At 67.4% G+C, this 17,002-nt stretch carries 16 protein-coding genes; 7 read left to right on the top strand and 9 right to left on the bottom strand.

Annotated features, from left to right (window positions below):
• Positions 1-136: 136 nt before the first annotated feature.
• The 4 genes from O0K41_RS19905 to O0K41_RS19890 form a co-directional block, all read right to left on the bottom strand.
• On the bottom strand, positions 137-1,936 hold the full coding sequence (locus O0K41_RS19905; RefSeq protein ID WP_099527029.1) for a DUF885 domain-containing protein: 1,800 nt from the start codon (positions 1,934-1,936) through the stop codon (positions 137-139).
• Positions 1,937-2,230: 294 nt separating this feature from the next.
• Positions 2,231-2,746: a cytochrome c oxidase assembly factor Coa1 family protein gene (locus tag O0K41_RS19900; RefSeq protein ID WP_005414826.1), complete on the bottom strand. Its 516-nt coding sequence runs from the start codon at positions 2,744-2,746 to the stop codon at positions 2,231-2,233.
• 25 nt (positions 2,747-2,771) lie between these two features.
• The gene (locus O0K41_RS19895) at positions 2,772-4,997 is read right to left on the bottom strand and encodes a S9 family peptidase (RefSeq protein WP_164222329.1); all 2,226 of its coding nucleotides are present in this window, start codon (positions 4,995-4,997) and stop codon (positions 2,772-2,774) included.
• 176 nt (positions 4,998-5,173) lie between these two features.
• A complete protein-coding gene (locus O0K41_RS19890) occupies positions 5,174-5,863 on the bottom strand; it encodes a glutathione binding-like protein (protein WP_164222331.1) in 690 nt (229 codons plus the stop codon).
• 112 nt (positions 5,864-5,975) lie between these two features.
• Between O0K41_RS19890 and O0K41_RS19885 the strand changes: the two genes are divergently transcribed.
• On the top strand, positions 5,976-6,596 hold the full coding sequence (locus tag O0K41_RS19885; RefSeq protein ID WP_012481561.1) for a TIGR00645 family protein: 621 nt from the start codon (positions 5,976-5,978) through the stop codon (positions 6,594-6,596).
• A gap of 202 nt (positions 6,597-6,798) precedes the next feature.
• Positions 6,799-7,803: an energy transducer TonB gene (locus O0K41_RS19880; protein ID WP_164222333.1), complete on the top strand. Its 1,005-nt coding sequence runs from the start codon at positions 6,799-6,801 to the stop codon at positions 7,801-7,803.
• A gap of 82 nt (positions 7,804-7,885) precedes the next feature.
• On the opposite strand, the gene O0K41_RS19875 is transcribed toward O0K41_RS19880, so the two are convergent.
• Entirely contained in the window at positions 7,886-8,140 is a 255-nt protein-coding gene (locus tag O0K41_RS19875; RefSeq protein WP_059035827.1) for a hypothetical protein, read from the bottom strand.
• Positions 8,141-8,217: 77 nt separating this feature from the next.
• Here O0K41_RS19875 and O0K41_RS19870 point away from each other — a divergent pair, with 77 nt between their 5' ends.
• Together O0K41_RS19870 and O0K41_RS19865 are read left to right on the top strand one after the other, a co-directional pair.
• Entirely contained in the window at positions 8,218-9,003 is a 786-nt protein-coding gene (locus O0K41_RS19870; RefSeq protein ID WP_164222335.1) for a helix-turn-helix transcriptional regulator, read from the top strand.
• Positions 9,004-9,070: 67 nt separating this feature from the next.
• Positions 9,071-9,496, top strand: coding sequence for a hypothetical protein (locus O0K41_RS19865; protein WP_024958205.1), 426 nt, complete (start codon positions 9,071-9,073; stop codon positions 9,494-9,496).
• Positions 9,497-9,567: 71 nt separating this feature from the next.
• Here O0K41_RS19865 and O0K41_RS19860 read toward each other — a convergent pair whose 3' ends face one another.
• The 4 genes from O0K41_RS19860 to O0K41_RS19845 form a co-directional block, all read right to left on the bottom strand.
• A complete protein-coding gene (locus tag O0K41_RS19860; protein WP_012481564.1) occupies positions 9,568-10,752 on the bottom strand; it encodes an ABC transporter permease in 1,185 nt (394 codons plus the stop codon).
• Positions 10,749-11,495 (bottom strand): ATP-binding cassette domain-containing protein, encoded by a 747-nt coding sequence (locus tag O0K41_RS19855; RefSeq protein WP_005411560.1) that lies wholly within the window; start codon positions 11,493-11,495, stop codon positions 10,749-10,751. The genes O0K41_RS19860 and O0K41_RS19855 overlap by 4 nt, the downstream gene beginning before the upstream one ends.
• The gene (locus O0K41_RS19850) at positions 11,492-13,018 is read right to left on the bottom strand and encodes an alpha/beta fold hydrolase (RefSeq protein ID WP_088429255.1); all 1,527 of its coding nucleotides are present in this window, start codon (positions 13,016-13,018) and stop codon (positions 11,492-11,494) included. Before O0K41_RS19850 ends, O0K41_RS19855 begins: the two co-directional genes overlap by 4 nt.
• 68 nt (positions 13,019-13,086) lie before the next feature.
• A complete protein-coding gene (locus O0K41_RS19845) occupies positions 13,087-13,470 on the bottom strand; it encodes a diguanylate cyclase (RefSeq protein ID WP_275427489.1) in 384 nt (127 codons plus the stop codon).
• Between the two features lie 215 nt (positions 13,471-13,685).
• On the opposite strand from O0K41_RS19845, the gene O0K41_RS19840 reads away from it, so the two are divergent.
• From O0K41_RS19840 to O0K41_RS19830, 3 genes are all read left to right on the top strand, one after another.
• Complete coding sequence (locus tag O0K41_RS19840; protein WP_005411563.1) at positions 13,686-14,171, top strand: DUF1203 domain-containing protein; 486 nt, start codon at positions 13,686-13,688, stop codon at positions 14,169-14,171.
• Between the two features lie 232 nt (positions 14,172-14,403).
• Positions 14,404-15,576, top strand: coding sequence for a lytic polysaccharide monooxygenase (locus O0K41_RS19835; RefSeq protein ID WP_164222337.1), 1,173 nt, complete (start codon positions 14,404-14,406; stop codon positions 15,574-15,576).
• 170 nt (positions 15,577-15,746) lie between these two features.
• On the top strand, positions 15,747-16,919 hold the full coding sequence (locus O0K41_RS19830; RefSeq protein WP_164222339.1) for a lytic polysaccharide monooxygenase: 1,173 nt from the start codon (positions 15,747-15,749) through the stop codon (positions 16,917-16,919).
• The last annotated feature ends 83 nt before the right edge of the window (positions 16,920-17,002 follow it).

Below are 17,002 nucleotides of genomic sequence, written 5' to 3'. Positions count from 1 at the left end.
CCGGCACATCCCTGCAACAGCCAACACATCGCTCTGGTGGGTGCCAACCTTGGTTGGCACGAACCCACAGCGCCGACCAAGGTCGGCATCTACCAACACCGGTTGCCGGCCAGCGGCCGGCACTACCGGAGGGTGTTCAGCGCTTGTACTTCGGCACGAACACCTTGTTCACCGCGTCGGCCAGCTGGTCCGGCGGCAGCAGGCCCTGGTCGAGCAGGAAGTTGTTGAACGCCAGGCGGTCGAAGTTCGCACCCAGCGCCAGTTCCGTCTGCATGCGCAGTTCCAGGATGCGGGTGTAGCCGTAGAAGTAGCTACCGGCCTGGCCCGGCATCCGCACCATGTAGCGGTCCAGTTCCTGGGTGGCCATCGCCTTGGACAGGCCGACCTGCTCCATCAGCACGCGCTCGCCGTTGGCACGGTCGGTCAGGCCGAGGTTGAGCATCGGGTCGAGCATCGCGCGCGCGGCGCGCAGCAGGCGGAACTGCAGGGCGATCATCTGCCCGTCCAGCGGCTCGTACGGCACCATCTCGGCTTCGGCGTACAGCGCCCAGCCTTCCACGTTCACCGAATTGAACGCGAACATGGTGCGTGCCAGCGACACACCACGCTCGACCATCGCGGTGAACTGCAGCTCGTGGCCGGGGCGGCCTTCATGCGCGCTCAGCGTCCATGCTGCCGCACCGAAGTTGAAGTCGTCGTACTGCGCGCCCGGGCCCGCTGCCGGGTTGCCCAGCGGCAGCACGAAGGTGCCCTGCTGCCCGGTGTTGTTGACCAGCGGGGCCGGCAGGAAGTGCGGGGCCGGGCTGGCCGCGCTCTCGGCGGCCGAGCCCAGGCGCATCTGCATGGCGCGCTTGGGCACGTCGACGATGGCGTGCTCGCGGATCAGCGGATCGATCGCATCGATCACCTTGCGATAGTGACCTTCCAGATGGTCGTCGGCGATCTTGTCGGCCTTCAGCGCGCGGATCACCGCCACCGGATCGCTCGGGTCGGCCACCTTCAGCCCCTTGTCCTTCACCACCAGCGGTGCCAGCTGCTGCATCGCCGAGCGGGTTTCCATGAACTCCAGCTGCGCGCGCTGCATCAGCAGCTTCGGGTCGATGTCGATGCCGACCTGCTTGAGCTGGTAGGCGTACAACGGCGCCGGCAGGCGTGCGTCGGCACGTGCCTTCGGCAGTACCTCCTTGCGGGTCCAGGCGGCGTAGTCCTTCATCTGCCCGGCCAGCGCCTTCATTGCTTCATCGGCGCCGGCAATCTGGTACTTCTTCAGCAGCGACTCGATACCGGTGATGTAGGTCTCGACGTTGTCCAGCGACTGCTGCACTTCAATCTTCGTCGGCTGCAACAGGCTGCTGTCCTTCAGCCGTTCCTCGTAGCGCTGGCGCGCCAGCGTGGTGAAGGCGGTGCCGCCCGGCTGCAGGCCGGCATAGGCCTTGAGGCGGTCGACCGCCTTGGCCCGGCGCTCGACCGGCACCTGGTCGGACAGCAGCAGGTTGAGGCCGCTGAACACGGTCTGCGGCGCATCGCTCCACGGCAGCAGGTACTTCTCGTTGAGCTCGCTGCCTTCGATGTTCTGGCTGGCGGCGTGGATCATGATCTCCAGGTCCTGGCGGACATTGGGATCCTTCTCGACGGCCAGCTTTGCCTTCAGTTCGTCACGTGCCTTGGCCATGGCAGCGCGGTAGCGCTTGCCGTTGTCCGGGCCGAGATCGGCCACCTTGTCGTCGTAGCCGGGCACGCCGAAGAAGCCGGTTTCCTCCGGCTGGAACGGGCCCTGGGCGTCCAGCAGAATCTGCGCCAGCGCATTGCTGCGGGCGACCCAGGCCGGGCTGGCCGGGGTGGCGGCCTTGGCGGAGGGTGCCGCCAGCGCCGGTGGTGCGGACAGCAGCGGTGCGGCAGTCAGGGCCAGGGCAACGGCGAGCGCAATCGGCTTCATGGGACACTCCAGCAAAGGGTTGCCCGCACCCTACGCGCTCACGGCGATGGCGACAATCGGCGGGAAGTCATGGCGGGCTGGTTGTGCAGCCGGGCTCCGCGGAAACCTGGCGGGGGTAGAGTCGACTGTCAGTCGACTATCGCGCGCAGCGCGGGGGTTTTCGCTGTCTGATCGAAGAGCAGTCGACTGACAGTCGACTCTACCCGGTAGACTCTACCCGGTCGACTCTACCCGGTCGACCCTACCCGGTCGACTCTACCCAGTCGACGTCCCGCAGTCGCCTGCGCTCGGAGGTCAGAGCACGGCGGTCAGCGGGCATTCGCCGCGATCACGGCAGGCCTTCAGCTCGCACTCCTGCGCGGCCTCGTCGTCATCCAGCGCCGTCAGGTCGAAGGTCTGCTTGTCCTCGCCCAACACATACATCACCGGGTAGTCCCACACGTCATCGCGACGGGTACCCTGCACGAACAACCGCCCGTGCGCATGCGGTCCTTCCAGGGCTACGGTCAGGCCGACATCACGCTGGCCGTTGATCGCCGTCTGCATGCTGCCCAGCGGCATCGACTCGATGTTCAACGGCTCACCGAACGCTTCCACCAGTTCAATACTGCAGCCCGCGCGTCGCAGCGCCTCGCGCATCGGCGGGCTCTCGCGTGCCGCCTCGCTCCAGCGCAGCACGCTCCAGGTCACCACGCCCCCTGCACCACCCAGCACCAGCACCACCATCAACGGCATCGCCCAGCGCCAGTGGCGGCACCACCAACCGGCGGATGCCGGGTCATGGGCGGGAATCGGCGGTGGCAGGGTCATCGGCGGGCTCCTTCCCGTTGCTGGATCAGGGCTTGAGGCAACGTCCCAGGAAGGCTTCGGCCACGCGGTAGCGATGCAGGGCATCGGCGCCGGACAGGCCATGCTTGGCACCCGGGTAGGTCATCAACTCGAACGGCTGCGCACGCTTCTGCAACGCGCTCATCAGGCTGGTTGAATTGGTGAACAGCACGTTGTCGTCGGCCATGCCGTGGATCAGCAGCAGCGGCGAGCGCAGGCCGTCGATATGGGTCAGCACGCGCGCTTCTCGGTAACCCGCTTCATTGCGCGCCGGCAGATCCATGTAGCGTTCGGTGTAGTGGCTGTCGTACAGGCCCCAGTCGGTGACCGGCGCGCCGGCCACGCCACAGGCGTACTGGTTCGAGGCCTTGGCCAGCAGCATCAGGGTCATGTAGCCACCGTTGGACCAGCCCTGCACACCGATGCGCGCCGGGTCCACCCACGGTTGCTGCTTCAGCCAGGCCACGCCGCGCAGCTGGTCGGTCACTTCCACCGTGCCCTGCTTGCCATACAGCGCACCACCGAAGTCGCGGCCACGGCGCGGGGTGCCACGGTTGTCCAGCGAGAACACCACGTAGCCCTGCTGGGCCAGGTACTGGTTGAACAGGTGGTCGCCACGGCCGGGCCAGCTGTCGGTGACGGTCTGGCTGGCCGGGCCACCATAGACGTACACGGCCACCGGGTAGCGCTTGGACGGATCGAAGCCGGCCGGCTTGATCAGGCTGTAGTTCAGCGGGGTCTTGCCGTCGGCGGCCATCAACGTGCCGAATTCCACCGGGCGCTGCGCATCGCGGTAGCGCGCATACGGATGCTTGGGATCGGCCAGGTCGTTCTCGAGCAGGGTGGCGATCTTCTCGCCATTGGCGCGGAACAGTTCGATCTGCGGCGGCGTGGTGCTGTTGGACCAGCTGTCCACGTAGACGCTGGCGTTGCGGGCGAAGCTGGCGCTGTGCATGCCCGGCGCCTTCGACAGGCGCTGCGGCTCACCGCCCTGCAGCGACACCGCGTAGATCTGGCTTTCGCGCGAGGTCTCGATGCCGGCGCGGAAGTAGGCCTTGCCGGCCTTTTCATCGACCGCCAGCAGTTCGTCCACCGGCCAGTTGCCGTGGGTCAGCGCGGTGGCCTTGCCCTTGCTGTCGATGCGGTACAGGTGCTGGAAGCCGGTGCGTTCGGACGACCACAGCACGCTGCCATCGTCGAGGAAACGCAGGCTGTTGTGCAGCGGCACCCAGGTCGGGCTGGTTTCGTGGGCGAGCACGCGCTGGCGGTTGGAGTCGAGTGCCACTTCCACCAGGTCCAGCTGCTTCTGGTCACGCGACTGGCGCTGGAAGCTCAGGTGCTGCGCATCGCGCCAATCGACGCGGGCCAGGTAGATGTCCTGTTCCTTGCCCAGATCGACCCAGCGCGGCTGCGCGCCGGAAGCCGGTGCGATCACGCCCAGCTGCACGCGCACGTTGGCGTCGCCGGCGGCCGGGTAACGCTGTTCGATCACATCGGTGCGGTCGGCGTAGACCTCGTAGCGCTTCTGCACCGGCACCGGTGCCTCGTCGATGCGGGCGAAGGCGATGGCCGAATCGTCCGGTGCCCACCAGTAGCCGGTGTGGCGGTCCATTTCTTCATCGGCGACGAACTCGGCAACGCCGTTGCCGATGGTGGTGCTGCCGTCGCGGGTCAGCTGCAGCTGCCTGCCGCTGGCCAGGTCGATCACCCACAGGTTGCGGCCGCGGATGAAGCTGACGAAGCCGCCCTTGGGCGACAGCTTGGCGTCGGTGGCGAAGCCCTCACCGTGGGTCAGCTGGCGCACGGCCGCCGCGCCCTGCTGCTTGAGGTCGTACAGGTACAGCTCGCCGCCCAACGGGAACAGCAGGCGCTGTGCGTCCGGCGCCCACTGGTAATCGACGATGCCGGTCATGGCGGCGATGCGCTGGCGCTCGCGGCGCGCCTTTTCCTCATCGCTGAGGGTCTCGGTGCCGGGCAGCACCACCTTGGAATCAACCAGCAACCGGGTCTGGCCACTGCCGATGTCGTAGGTCCACAGATCCAGCTGGTTGCGATCGCTGTCCTTGCCGCGCAGGAAACTGACCTGCGAACCGTCCGGCGCCACCTTGGGCTTCATCAGGGTCGGGCCGGACAGCGGCAGCGGGCCGGTGATGGCCTCCAGGGTCAGCTTTTCGGCGTGGGCGGCGGTACTGGTGGCGAGCATGAGGGCAAGCGAAGCGAACAGGTGGCGCATGGAGGATCCCGGCAAACGGCAGGTCCGCCCGGCGGCAGGCGCGGGGCGGTCGTTCCTCCATCCTAACCAAGCCCGTGCGGGAAGGCAGCATGACCTTCTGCCCATGGCGGCGCACTGGAGGGTCAGCGCCCTTTGCGCTGCAAAGGGATCCGACCCTCCGGGGCCGCCTGCCGGGGTCAGCGCTGGCCGAACAGGTGCTTGCGCTCTTCGTCGCTGAGCGGCTTGCCGGCGTTCGGGTTCACCTGCTGGCGCAGCGCATAGGCGCGCTGGGTGGCCGGGCGCGCGGCAATCGTCTCGTGCCAGCGCTTGAGGTTCGGGAAGGAAGCGAAGTCCACCGGCAGCTTGTCGTAGGCGCCGACCCACGGGTAGCTGGCCATGTCGGCGATGGTGTATTCGTCACCGGCCAGGAAGGCATGCTGGGTCAGACGCTTGTCCATCACGCCGTGCAGCCGGCGCACTTCGTTGTCGTAGCGCTCGATGGCATACGGGATCTTCTCCGGCGCGTAGACGTTGAAGTGGCCCATCTGGCCGCTCATGGGACCCAGGCCGGCCATCTGCCAGAACAGCCATTCCAGGGTGGTGACGCGGCCGCGCGGGTCGCTGGGCAGGAACTGGCCGGTCTTCTCGGCCAGGTACAGCAGGATCGCGCCGGACTCGAACACGCTCTGCGGAGCACCGCCATCGGCCGGTGCCTGGTCGACGATGGCCGGCATCTTGTTGTTCGGCGAGATCGCCAGGAATTCCGGCTTGAACTGGTCGCCCGAGCCGATGTTGACCGGGTGGATGCGGTACTCCAGGCCGGCTTCCTCCAACAGCAGGGTCACTTTGTGGCCGTTCGGGGTGGGCCAGTAATACAGGTCGATCATGGCGGCGGCTCGGGGTGCGGAAAGGAACCTGAAGTCTAGTGCGTGAGTTGGGTTGGCACCGTCATGGCGGGCCGGTAACCTCGCCTCTCCCCCGCAACGCAGCATCCCTCGCATGAGTGCAAACCGCCCGCCGCTCTCCCCCTTGTCCACGCTGATCTTCGCCTCGCGCTGGCTGCAGCTGCCGCTGTACCTGGGCCTGATCGTGGCGCAGTGCGTCTACGTGTTCCTGTTCGGCAAGGAACTGTGGCACCTGATCTCGCACTCGGTGTCGATGGGCGAGCAGCAGATCATGCTGATCGTGCTGGGCCTGATCGACGTGGTGATGATCTCCAACCTGCTGGTGATGGTGATCGTCGGCGGCTACGAGACCTTCGTCTCGCGCCTGCGCCTGGAAGGCCACCCGGACCAGCCGGAATGGCTGAGCCACGTCAATGCCAGCGTGCTGAAGGTGAAGCTGGCGATGGCGATCATCGGCATCTCCTCGATCCACCTGCTGAAGACCTTCATCGCCAGCGGTGCGCTTGGCGGCATCCCGCTGTGCACGCCGGAGCAAATGAGCGTGGCCGCTGCCAACATCGGTGTCGCCCGCTGCTCGATGCTGACCCAGGATGGCGTGCTGTGGCAGACCATCATCCACTGCGTGTTCATCCTGTCGGCGATCGGCATCGCCTGGACCGACAAGCTGATGTCCAACAGCCACAGCAGGTCGCACGACAAGGCACACGACCACTGAGGTCGCCGCCGCCAGCGGCTTGACCGCCGCTGCCTCATTCCGGCCACCGTCCCTTGTGCGCGGCGGTGGCCGGGATGCTAGATTGCACCCTCGCCGTTGCCGGCGGTGGCGTCGGGAAACGTCACCCTGCCGCGCCCGGACCGCAGGTCCCGGCCATGCGTATCAATGATTTACGTCACGTCGTCTTCTAGAGGGGAGCAGGATGTCGCACGTCTCAACGATCACCGCCGCGCGCCGGTGGCTGCCGGTTGCCCTGGCACTGGCACTGGCCGCCTGCTCGGGCAAGGAAGAATCCGCAGCGCCTGCTGCCGCCACGGCGCCTGCCGCTGCCGCACCCGCCGCACCGGCGGTTGCTGCCACGGTGCAGTCCATGGGCACCGAGCAGCTGCGCGAGTCGGCCAGCCAGGCGCTGCGCGAGAACCGCATGTATGCACCGGCCGGCGACAACGCCATCGAGTACTACCTCGCCCTGCGTGACAAGACGCCGGACGACGCCTCGGTGAAGAGCGCACTGACCGACCTGCTGCCGTACACCCTGATCGCCGCCGAGCAACACCTGGGCCGCGAGGACTACACCGAAGCGCAGCGCCTGGTGGCACTGATCGAGAAGGTGGATGCATCCGCGCCGGCCCTGCCGCGCCTGAAGGACGGCCTGGCCAAGGGCGTGCAGAACGCAGCCAAGCGCACCGAAGCGGAAGCCGAGAAGGCCAAGAAGGACGCCGAGGACCGCAGCAAGCAGCAGACCGAGCAGCAGCGCCTGAGCGAGCAGCGCGCCAAGGAAGCCGACGCCGCCAAGCAGATTGCCGCGCAGCAGGATGCCGCGCGCCGCGACAACGAGCGCCAGGAAGCCGAGCGCCAGGCCGCCGCCCGCCGCGAGGCCGAGCAGAAGCAGCAGCAGGCTGCCGCCCAGCAGGCCAGCGCCGCACGCCAGGCCGCCGCACCGGCAGCGCCCACCCTGCGCCCGGTCAGCACACCGGCGCCGCGCTATCCGGGCGAAGCGCTGCGTTCGGGAACCTCCGGCGAAGTGCTGGTGGAGATCACCGTCGGCACTGACGGCTCGGTGGTGAACGCTCGCGTGCTGCGCGCGACGCCGGGACGCGTGTTCGACCGTGAAGCCCTGAACGCGGTCAAGCGTTGGCGCTTCGAGCCGGTCAGCGCGCCGGTGACCACCCGCCGTACGCTGGTGTTCGCGCCGGGCAACAACTGAACGAAAAAGGGGACGGAGGGGATTAAGTCGTTTCTGCCCCTGCAATGACGCCAAGGCCCGGCATGTCCGGGCCTTGTCCGTTTCAGGCCACTCCATCGATCAGGTGTTGCAGTGCCGGATCGCGCGCCGTCAGCACCTGGAACAGGCCCAGCGCGTGCAGGCCCGGCAGCAGCGCACGCAGGTCGGCTTCGGCAGCGGAACGGGTGGCAACATCGCTGGCGGGATCCTGCCAGTCACGGACGCTGGCCAGGAAGGCGCCGACACTGCCCTTGCGCACGGTGAGGCCGTTCACCTGCACGTCGTTCTGATGGTCGGGGAGGATGTCGTGTGGCTGCATGGGGAAGCGCTCCGTTGAAGTGGGCCCCAGTGTCGGGGCCCGGACGCGACGCTTCTGCCGTATAACTGCCAATGGATATGGCAGATCAGACAACTCCTCCATTGCTCGACCCCGCGCTGGCCGATGCCACCGATGGACCGGCGGTGCTGGCGGCCCGGCTGCACCAGCTCGGCAAGCGTCGCACGGCCCGCCACCGGCATGCGCGTGGGCAGCTGCTGGGTGCGCACCAGGGGCTGCTGCGGATCGCCGCCGACGACCTGCACTGGCTGCTGCCCGCAGGTCACGTCGCCTGGATACCGCCCTTGCTGCCCCACGCGCTGCTGGGCGCAGACGGGTTCAATGGCTGGAGCCTGTACTTCAACGCGGAGGCCTGCCTGGGTCTGCCCGCCACACCACGCATCTTCCAGCCCAATGCGCTGCTGCAGGCGGCGACAGCACGTGCGCTGCAATGGCCCCATGCGCCACTGGATGCTGCGCAGGCACGCCTGGCCGGCGTGATCGCCGATGAGATTGCCGCCAGCACGCCGCTGCCGCTGGCCCTGCCACAACCGCGTGACCGGCGCCTGGGCCGGATCGCCGCCGCGCTGGCTCGCGCGCCGCACGACAACCGCAGCGTCGAGGACTGGGCCGCCAGCAGTGGCCTGTCCGGCCGCAGCCTGGCCCGCCACTGGCTGGCCGAGACCGGCATGACGCTGAGCCAGTGGCGGCAACGCCTGCGGGTGCTGCTGGCGCTGCCACGCCTGCTGTCCGGCGAGCCGGTGATCAGCGTCGCGCTGTCGATGGGGTACGACACGCCCAGCGCCTTCATCGCCGTGTTCAAGCGCGAGATGGGGGTGACGCCTGCGCGGTATAGCGTGGAGTGACGCAATCAACACTCGCGCTGTATATCTTCGCGACCTAACCTGCCCGTTGGTCCATAGACGCACCCATATGAAGTACGACGACGCCAGCTGGCACTCTGACGGCGACTTCCCTGCCGATCTCTCCCCTGAGGCAGGCGCTACCCACATCGGAATGTATCTGGCGTGGCTGCTGCTACGGGGGATGGCAGGCGAAGAGCTGTTGGATGACATGCAGGAGGAGCTGGGAGCCTTGACCCGGCGTGCAATGACACCCGGTCAGTTCCTGCTGGTGTGTGATGGCAAGTTCCTTGATGAAATGATCAACGATGAGGCGAATGCATTCACGCTGGAGTACTACCAAGCTGATGATGCCGTTTATCCCGATGACTACATTGAGTTGCTGGCAGATGATCTCCCTTCGCTGTACCACGTCGCCGATACCTGGGAAAACTTCGACCGCCTGGCGCCGGTGATTGCGCAGCGCTTCGGCACTTGGCAAGCAAAGCAGTGCTGAAAACAACGAGGCCCGGCATGACCGGGCCTCGTTTCATATCCGCCGGGCACAGCCCAGCGCTATCTCTGCGGTCAGCCGGAGATGGCCAGGCGCTCGTTGTGATAACGGCGCACGGCGGCGAACCACAGCACGGCGGCCAGGCCGAGGCTGGCGCCGAGATAGATGGCCCAGACCGCCGGTGTGATGGTCTCGTGGCGGATCACCTTCAGCAGCATCTGGTTCTGCGACAGGAACGGCACGGCGTACTGCCACAGCTGGCTCTTCACCGGGTAGGCAATCAGCGCATAGCCCGGCAGCATCGGCAGAAGCATCAACCAGGTCATGTGGCTCTGCGCTTCCTTCATGCTCTTGGCCGCTGCGGCCAGGAAGGTCAGCAGCGAGGTGCCGATCAGCAGCATCGGCAGCATCACCAGCAGCATCTGCACCATCGCCATGATGTTCATGTTGAGCTGGCGGCCGATGTTGCCGGGGGCGATCTGCGCGCTCACCTTGAACGCGGCCAGGGTCAACAGCAGCGACGCAAAGCCGACCATGCAGGCGGCGGCGATCTTGCCGCTGACAATGGCACTGCGCGACCCCGGCGTGGCCAGCAGCGGCTCCAGCGACTGCCGCTCACGCTCGCCGGCGGTGGTGTCCATTACCAGGTAGGCACCACCGAGGAACGAGGTGAGGGTCAGCAGGATCGGCAACAACGCCGACAGCATCAGGCCACGCTTGGCTTCGGCACTGGCCATGTCCTGGCTGGCCACGTCCAGCGGCCGTGCGACCTGGGCGTCGATGCCCCGCGCCATCAGCCGCAGCGCCCCTACCTGCCCGTTGTACGTGGCCAACGCCGCCTGCAGGCGCGCAGTGGGCACCTCGGCGGCACGTCGTGTGCTGTCACTGATCACCTCCACCAGCGCTGGCTTGCCATCGGCCCAGTCCCTGCCGAAGTCCGGGCTGATGCGCAGCGCCACGTCGATGTCCTGCGAACGGATGGCCTCGGCCAGGTCCTTCGGCGCAGCAGCGGTATTCAGGCCCTGGGCAGCCAGGAAGCGCACCAGGTTCGGCGCATGTTCGGCGCCGATGGTGGGAATCTGCAGCGGCTGCTCGATCTGCGTGCGCACGCGGCTTTCGGACAGCTTGCCCATGCCCAGGATCAGCAGCGGGTACAGCAGCGGCCCGAACAGCAGGGTCAGCGCCAGCGTACGGCGGTCGCGCGACAGGTCACGCAGCTCCTTGCGCATCACCGTCATCAGGGTCGACATCATGCTCATGCGTGCAGGCCCTCTTCGCTGCCGATCAGTTTCACGAACGCATCCTCCAGGTTGGATTCGCCGGACTGCGCGCGCAGTTCATCGGCGCTGCCGGCGGCCATCACCGTGCCCTTGGCGATGATCACGATGTGATCGCACAGCGCGGCCACCTCCTGCATGATGTGGCTGGACAGGATCACGCAGCGGCCTTCTTCGCGCAGGCCCAGCAGGAAGCGGCGCAGTGCGCGGGTGGTCATCACGTCCAGGCCGTTGGTCGGTTCATCGAGAATGACGTTGCGCGGGTCGTGCACCAGTGCGCGGGCGATCGCGGTCTTGGTGCGCTGGCCCTGCGAGAAGCCATCGGTCTGGCGGTCGAGGATGTCCCCCATGTCCAGCGCGTGCGACAGCACCTCGATGCGCTCGCGGATGCGCTCGGCCGACAGGCCATGCAGTTCGCCGAAGTAGGCGATGTTCTCACGCGCGGTCAGGCGCTTGTAGACGCCACGCGCGTCGGGCAGCACGCCGAGATGGCGACGCACTTCCACCGGATTGCGCGCAGCATCGACACCATCGACGCTGATGCTGCCCTGGTCGGGGGTCATCAGCGTGTACAGCATGCGCATGGTGGTGGTCTTGCCAGCACCATTGGGCCCCAGCAGGCCGGTGATGCGGCCATCCTCGGCGCGGAAGCCGACATTGGACACGGCCTGGATACGGCCGGTGCGGGTGTCGAAGGCCTTGTGCAGGTTGTCGGCGACGATCATGGTTCCCATCCGTTGAACGAGGTGAACGCTGGCACGTAGCTCAGCGTGTCCAGGCAGCCGGCATCCAGCGCCTTGGCATCGGTCGTGTCGATGAACTGGCCGAGCAGGCGCGGCATGCAGCCGGCGGTCAGCGTGCCGTGGCCCTGGCCACGGGCGACCAGCGCGCGTCCATTGGGCAGGCCCTTGAGGACCTGCTCGGCATAGCGCGGCGGGGTCACCGGGTCCAGTTCACCAGACAACAGCAGCGCCGGTACGTCACTGCGCAGCGGCACGGCATTGGCTGCCGGTGCCGGTCGGTGCGGCCATGCCGGGCAGGCGGCAAAGAAGGAACTTGCCACGTCGTTGCCGAACAGGCGCCCGGGATCCTCGGCCGGCGCCTGGTAGCGCGGCGCGTCTTCGCTGCAGATCACCGACCAGTGCATGCCACGGTTGATCTGGAAATCCATGCTGCGGTTCGCACCGCGCGCCAGCGAGGCGAGCGGCGCGTAGCGGCCGTGCGCGGCTTCATCAAGAACCAGCGGCAGCAATGAGGCGTACTGGGGTACGTAGGAAAACGCAAAAGCCAGGCCCACCACGCTGTCCGGTGTCAGCACATCCTTCCGGGTGTCGTAGGTGCCAGGATCGCGATACTCGACCGGAACCGGTGCACGGCGCAGGGTCTCGACCACGCTGCGCAGCTGCGCACGGGTATCGGTCGGGAAGCGCCTGCTGCAGGCAGCGTCCTTGCGGCACTGCGCCGACTGCAGGGCGATCGCGTCTTCGAACGTCCTGGCGAAATCGCCGCCCACCACCAGCTCATTCGGCACCACGCCATCGATGACGATGCTGCGGGTGTGCTGTGGATAGGTACCCGCATAGCGCTGGGCCACGCGGGTGCCGTAGGACGCACCGATCAGATTGACCCGGTCCACGCCCAAGGCCTGGCGGACCGCGTCCAGGTCGGCAATGGCTTCGGTGGTGGTGTAGAAACGTGCGTCCGCACGTCCCTGCAGGGAAGCCGCGCATCGCTGGGCATAGTCGCGCAGCAAGGCCTCGGAGGGCGCCGCGTCCTCGTCCATCGGCAGTTCCTTTCCGTCCGCGCCGAGGCAGCTGAGCGGGTTGGAGCCGCCGGTGCCGCGCTGGTCGACCAGGAAGATGTCCCGCTGCTTGCGCACCTGGCGCAGCGCGGTATCGACGATGACGGCCACTTCGCTGGCGGCCTGGCCGGGGCCACCGGCCAGGAAGAACACCGGGTCGGGCTGGCTGGAGCCGCTGCTGCCCGATTCCAGCCAGGCGATGCGCAGGCCGATGCGCCGGCCAGCGGGCTGGGCCCGGTCCTCCGGCACCTGCAGGGTGGCGCACTGCGCTTCCACGTTGGCACTGGCACCTACCGTGGACAGCGTGCAGGGCTGGAAGTCGATCGTGCCGAAACGGCGGCTGGGTGCATCGCTGGCGCCTTCGGCGCCGGGTGACGGTGACTGGCTGCAACCGGCAAGCATCAGGCTGGCCAACATTGCGGCCAACGCGAGGTGGTGTCTTTGCATCGTGCTCGTTTCCCCTGGAGGACGTTCCTGGCAACCACGACGGGCTGCCGCGGAAGATGTGACTCAACTTACACGGGCACGGCGTCGTCGGCGATGGGCAGACGCGAAATCTCCGCCGGCGTGGCGCAGGCCAGGCGATCGCGGCCGGCGGCCTTGGCCCGGTACAGCGCCGCGTCTGCCGCTGCCAGCAGCGTGGACAGCTCGCCCTGGCCGTCGTCCATCGCCAGGCCGATGCTGGCAGTGAACGTCACCGGCCCGGTGGCCAGCCGCGCCGGCTTCTGCTGCAGAGCGGTACGGATCGCCGCAGCCCGCGCCATCGCTTCCGCCTGCGCGCTGCCGGCCAGCACCAGCAAGAACTCCTCGCCACCGTAGCGGCCCAGCAGCGTGTCATGGCCCTGCAAACCGTGCTGCATCAATGCAGCGAAGTGGCGCAGTACCTCGTCTCCGGCCAGATGGCCCCAGCGATGCAGAGCAGGAAGCCAAGCGCGGTGAGGGTGGGGACATCCAGGGACATGCGGCGCTCATCGGCCGGGGCGGCGCGCGCATCTTGGCGCCTTGTGCTGCGATCCCCGTGGCGCTGCCGGGCCCGATGAGATGCGGGGTCTGAAAACGGCGAGCACGGCGGCCGGTGCCTGCGCAGAATCCGCGGAAAACCAAGGAGACGCCCATGCATGCGTGGTACCTCGGTGGCATCGACCACCGCCCGTTCCTGCACCTGTTCGAAAAGAGCGACACCGCGCTGGCTGCGCTGGGCATCCGGCGTCGCTGGGCCGGCGAATCAGGAGGACACCCCTGCCGGATCAGCCTGAGCGATCCGCCCGGTGGCAGCGAGCTGCTGCTGTTGTCCCATGTGCACCTGCCCCTGCACTCGCCGTATCACGCCTCGGGCCCGATCTTCGTACAGCGTGGCGTGACCCGTTGCGTGCTGCCGCCAGGCGAGGTGCCCCCGTATGTGCAGCGCCGGATGATCTCGTTGCGCGCCTATGACCAGGCTGCATTGATGCTGGCCGCCGAGATCAGCGCAGGCACGGATGTCGGCGCTCGGCTGGACGCGCTGTTTGCCGACCCTGCCGTGGCCTTCGTGCAGCTGCACAACGCGGCCCACGGCTGCTTCTCGTGCCAGGCGGATCGCGTCGGCATGGCGCCGACGTAGCCCGATCTCCACGACGTGATCGTTGCCACGCCGGACACGTGATCGCCAGCGCATCCGTTCAGGCCCACGTGAAGCCCGCGGGAAGGGCTTCACACCCACAGTCACGGATCAGCATTTCCATGGTTCCGCACCCGGCACCGCAACTCGATACTCGCCATGGTGCCGCCGAAAGTCCGCCGCGCAGCGCAACTCTGCGGTCACCGCTCTCTTTCGACGACCACAAGGAAGCGCCATGTCATTCCAATCCACACCGCTGCTGCTGGCTACTTCATTGGCCGCCGCTGGCCTGTTGCTGGCCGGCGATGCTTTTGCCCACGGCACCATGACCACGCCGGTCAGCCGCGTCTATGCCTGTTTCCAGGGCAATCCGGAGAACCCGACCAACCCGGCCTGCGCCGCCGCGAAAGCGGTGGGCGGATCGCAGGCGTTCTACGACTGGAACGGCATCAACCAGGCCAACGCCAACGGCAACCATCAGGCGGTGGTGCCCGACGGCAAGCTGTGCAGCGGCAACAATGCCACCTTCCGCGGCCTGGACGTGAACCGCAGTGACTGGCAGACCACGCCGATCCACGCCGATGCCAATGGCAAGTTCACCTTCGTGTTCAAGGCAACCGCGCCGCACGCCACGCGCGACTGGCGCTTCTTCGTCACCCGCGACGGCTGGCAACCGGGCAGCCCGTTGCGTTGGGCCGACCTGCAGGAGTTCTGCACGCTGGGCAATACACCGCTCTCTGCCGATGGCACCTACAAGCTGCAGTGCACGCTGCCGCAGCGCACCGGCCAGCATGTGATCTACAACACCTGGCAGCGCTCGGATTCGACCGAAGCGTTCTACACCTGCATGGACGTACGCTTTGAGGGCAGCGGCGGTGGTACGACGCCGGCACCGCAATGGCAGGATGCCGGCCCGGTCACCGCCCGCGGTGAATTGCCGGTCGGTACGACGCTGGCACTGCGCGTGTTCAATGCCAGCGGCAACGATGTCGAACGTGTGGAAGCGACGCTGGTCAGCGGCCAGACCTCGGCCGCGCAATGGCCCTTGGCGCTGGCCCGCAAGGTCAATGCCAGTGCCCGGCATGCGCGCGTGGGCGTGCTTGCCAATGGCGTGATCACGCCGTCGGCGTCGGCCACCGACAATCGCGTGTACCTGAAGGACGGCAACCGCTTCCAGCTCGATACCCAGGTGCCGGACCCGGGTACGCCATCGCCGGGTGGTGATTTCGACCACGTGTACCCGGCGGGCATCGGCAGCTATGTGCCGGGCCAGACCGTGGTGAAGAGCAGCGACGGCAAGCTGTATGCCTGCCGCCCGTTCCCGGAAGGTGCATGGTGCAACGTCAATGCCGAGGCCTACCGGCCGGGCGTGGGCGCGGCCTGGCGAGATGCGTGGGTGCCGTACTGAGTCCCAGAGTGGAGGCGGTGCTGCGGCACCGCCTCCACCAGCCGCCGCGATCTGAGCGCTCGGTTGCAGATGCGGTGCCACAACCGCGGCTTTCGTACACATCCGATGGTGGTCGCGCAGACATCACTCAAAACTCCACGGGACGTCTTCCCTCCCAAAGGAGTTCCTGCATGCATCTGTCCCACCGGACCGTCCTCGCACTGTCCGCCATCGCTGGCCTGGCTCTGTCCGGCAGCGCTTTCGCCCACGGCACCATGTCCAAGCCGCTCAGTCGCGTGAAGCAGTGCCACGAGGGCAATCCCGAGAACCCGACCAACCCCGCCTGCGCCGCAGCCAAGGCGATCGGCGGCGCACAGCCGTTCTACGACTGGAATGGCGTCAACCAGGCCGCAGCACATGGCAATCACCAGGCGGTCGTCCCGGATGGCCAGTTGTGCAGCGGCGGCAACAGCAAGTTCCGCGGCCTCGACCTGAACCGCAGCGACTGGCCGACCTCTCCGATCCGTGCCGATTCGCGTGGTCGTTACACCTTCGAATTCCTGGCGCCGGCGCCGCACGCCACCCGCGAGTGGAAGTTCTACGTCACCCGCCATGGCTGGCAGCCGGGCAGCCCGCTGCGCTGGGCCGACCTGCAGGAGTTCTGCACGCTGGGCAACGTGCCGATTTCGGAAGGCAAGGTCTACAAGCTGGACTGCCCGCTGCCCAAGCGCACGGGCCAGCACATCATCTACAACACCTGGCAGCGTTCGGATTCGGGTGAAGCGTTCTACAGCTGCATGGACGTGCGCTTCGAGGGAGGCGGTGGCGTGATCCCGCCGCCACAGTGGCAGGATGCCGGTCCGGTCACCGCCCGCGGTGCGTTGGACGTGGGCACCACCCTGACGCTGCGCGTGTTCAACGCCCAGGGCAATGATCTGGAGCGTCCGGAGATCACCCTGGCCGCAGGTCAGACCGCTGCGAACCAGTGGCCGCTGGCGCTGGCCCGCAAGGTCAACGCCAATGCACAGCAGGCGCGTGTGGGCGTGATGAGGAACGGCGTGATCACGCCGGTCACCTCGGCCACCGAGAACCGCGTCTACCTGAAGCCGGGCAACCTGTTCCAGATCGATACCCGCCTGCCGGGCCCGGTCGAGCCGGTCGATCCGCCGCCGGGTGACGACTACGACTTCGTGTATCCGGCCGGTATCGGCAGCTACACGCCGGGCGAAACCGTGGTCAAGGGCACCGACGGCAAGCTCTACGCCTGCCGGCCGTTCCCGGAAGGTGCGTGGTGCAACATCAACGCCGATGCCTATCGCCCGGGCACCGGTTTCGCCTGGCGCGATGCCTGGGTCGCGTACTGAGGCAGGCGACCGGGGGCGGCGTGATGCCGCCTCCGGTTCTTGGAGTTGCCGGCCAGCGGCCGGCACTACCAGGGTTCGTGGGG

It is taken from the genome of Stenotrophomonas sp. Sm2128, from assembly GCF_030985535.1.
Classification (GTDB): Bacteria; Pseudomonadota; Gammaproteobacteria; order Xanthomonadales; family Xanthomonadaceae; genus Stenotrophomonas; species Stenotrophomonas maltophilia.
The sequence above is the reverse complement of the archived record's forward strand: the minus strand, read 5'-3'. Positions and strand labels throughout refer to the sequence as shown.

Coding starts and splice junctions, on each gene's coding strand:
- O0K41_RS19860 (WP_012481564.1), bottom strand. CDS start 10,752: ATGAGCATGATGTCGACCCTGATGACGGTGATGCGCAAGGAGCTGCGT.
- O0K41_RS19905 (WP_099527029.1), bottom strand. CDS start 1,936: ATGAAGCCGATTGCGCTCGCCGTTGCCCTGGCCCTGACTGCCGCACCG.
- O0K41_RS19890 (WP_164222331.1), bottom strand. CDS start 5,863: ATGATCGACCTGTATTACTGGCCCACCCCGAACGGCCACAAAGTGACC.
- O0K41_RS19835 (WP_164222337.1), top strand. CDS start 14,404: ATGTCATTCCAATCCACACCGCTGCTGCTGGCTACTTCATTGGCCGCC.
- O0K41_RS19865 (WP_024958205.1), top strand. CDS start 9,071: ATGAAGTACGACGACGCCAGCTGGCACTCTGACGGCGACTTCCCTGCC.
- O0K41_RS19875 (WP_059035827.1), bottom strand. CDS start 8,140: ATGCAGCCACACGACATCCTCCCCGACCATCAGAACGACGTGCAGGTG.
- O0K41_RS19885 (WP_012481561.1), top strand. CDS start 5,976: ATGAGTGCAAACCGCCCGCCGCTCTCCCCCTTGTCCACGCTGATCTTC.
- O0K41_RS19870 (WP_164222335.1), top strand. CDS start 8,218: ATGGCAGATCAGACAACTCCTCCATTGCTCGACCCCGCGCTGGCCGAT.
- O0K41_RS19855 (WP_005411560.1), bottom strand. CDS start 11,495: ATGATCGTCGCCGACAACCTGCACAAGGCCTTCGACACCCGCACCGGC.
- O0K41_RS19900 (WP_005414826.1), bottom strand. CDS start 2,746: ATGACCCTGCCACCGCCGATTCCCGCCCATGACCCGGCATCCGCCGGT.
- O0K41_RS19895 (WP_164222329.1), bottom strand. CDS start 4,997: ATGCGCCACCTGTTCGCTTCGCTTGCCCTCATGCTCGCCACCAGTACC.
- O0K41_RS19880 (WP_164222333.1), top strand. CDS start 6,799: ATGTCGCACGTCTCAACGATCACCGCCGCGCGCCGGTGGCTGCCGGTT.
- O0K41_RS19840 (WP_005411563.1), top strand. CDS start 13,686: ATGCATGCGTGGTACCTCGGTGGCATCGACCACCGCCCGTTCCTGCAC.
- O0K41_RS19850 (WP_088429255.1), bottom strand. CDS start 13,018: ATGCAAAGACACCACCTCGCGTTGGCCGCAATGTTGGCCAGCCTGATG.
- O0K41_RS19830 (WP_164222339.1), top strand. CDS start 15,747: ATGCATCTGTCCCACCGGACCGTCCTCGCACTGTCCGCCATCGCTGGC.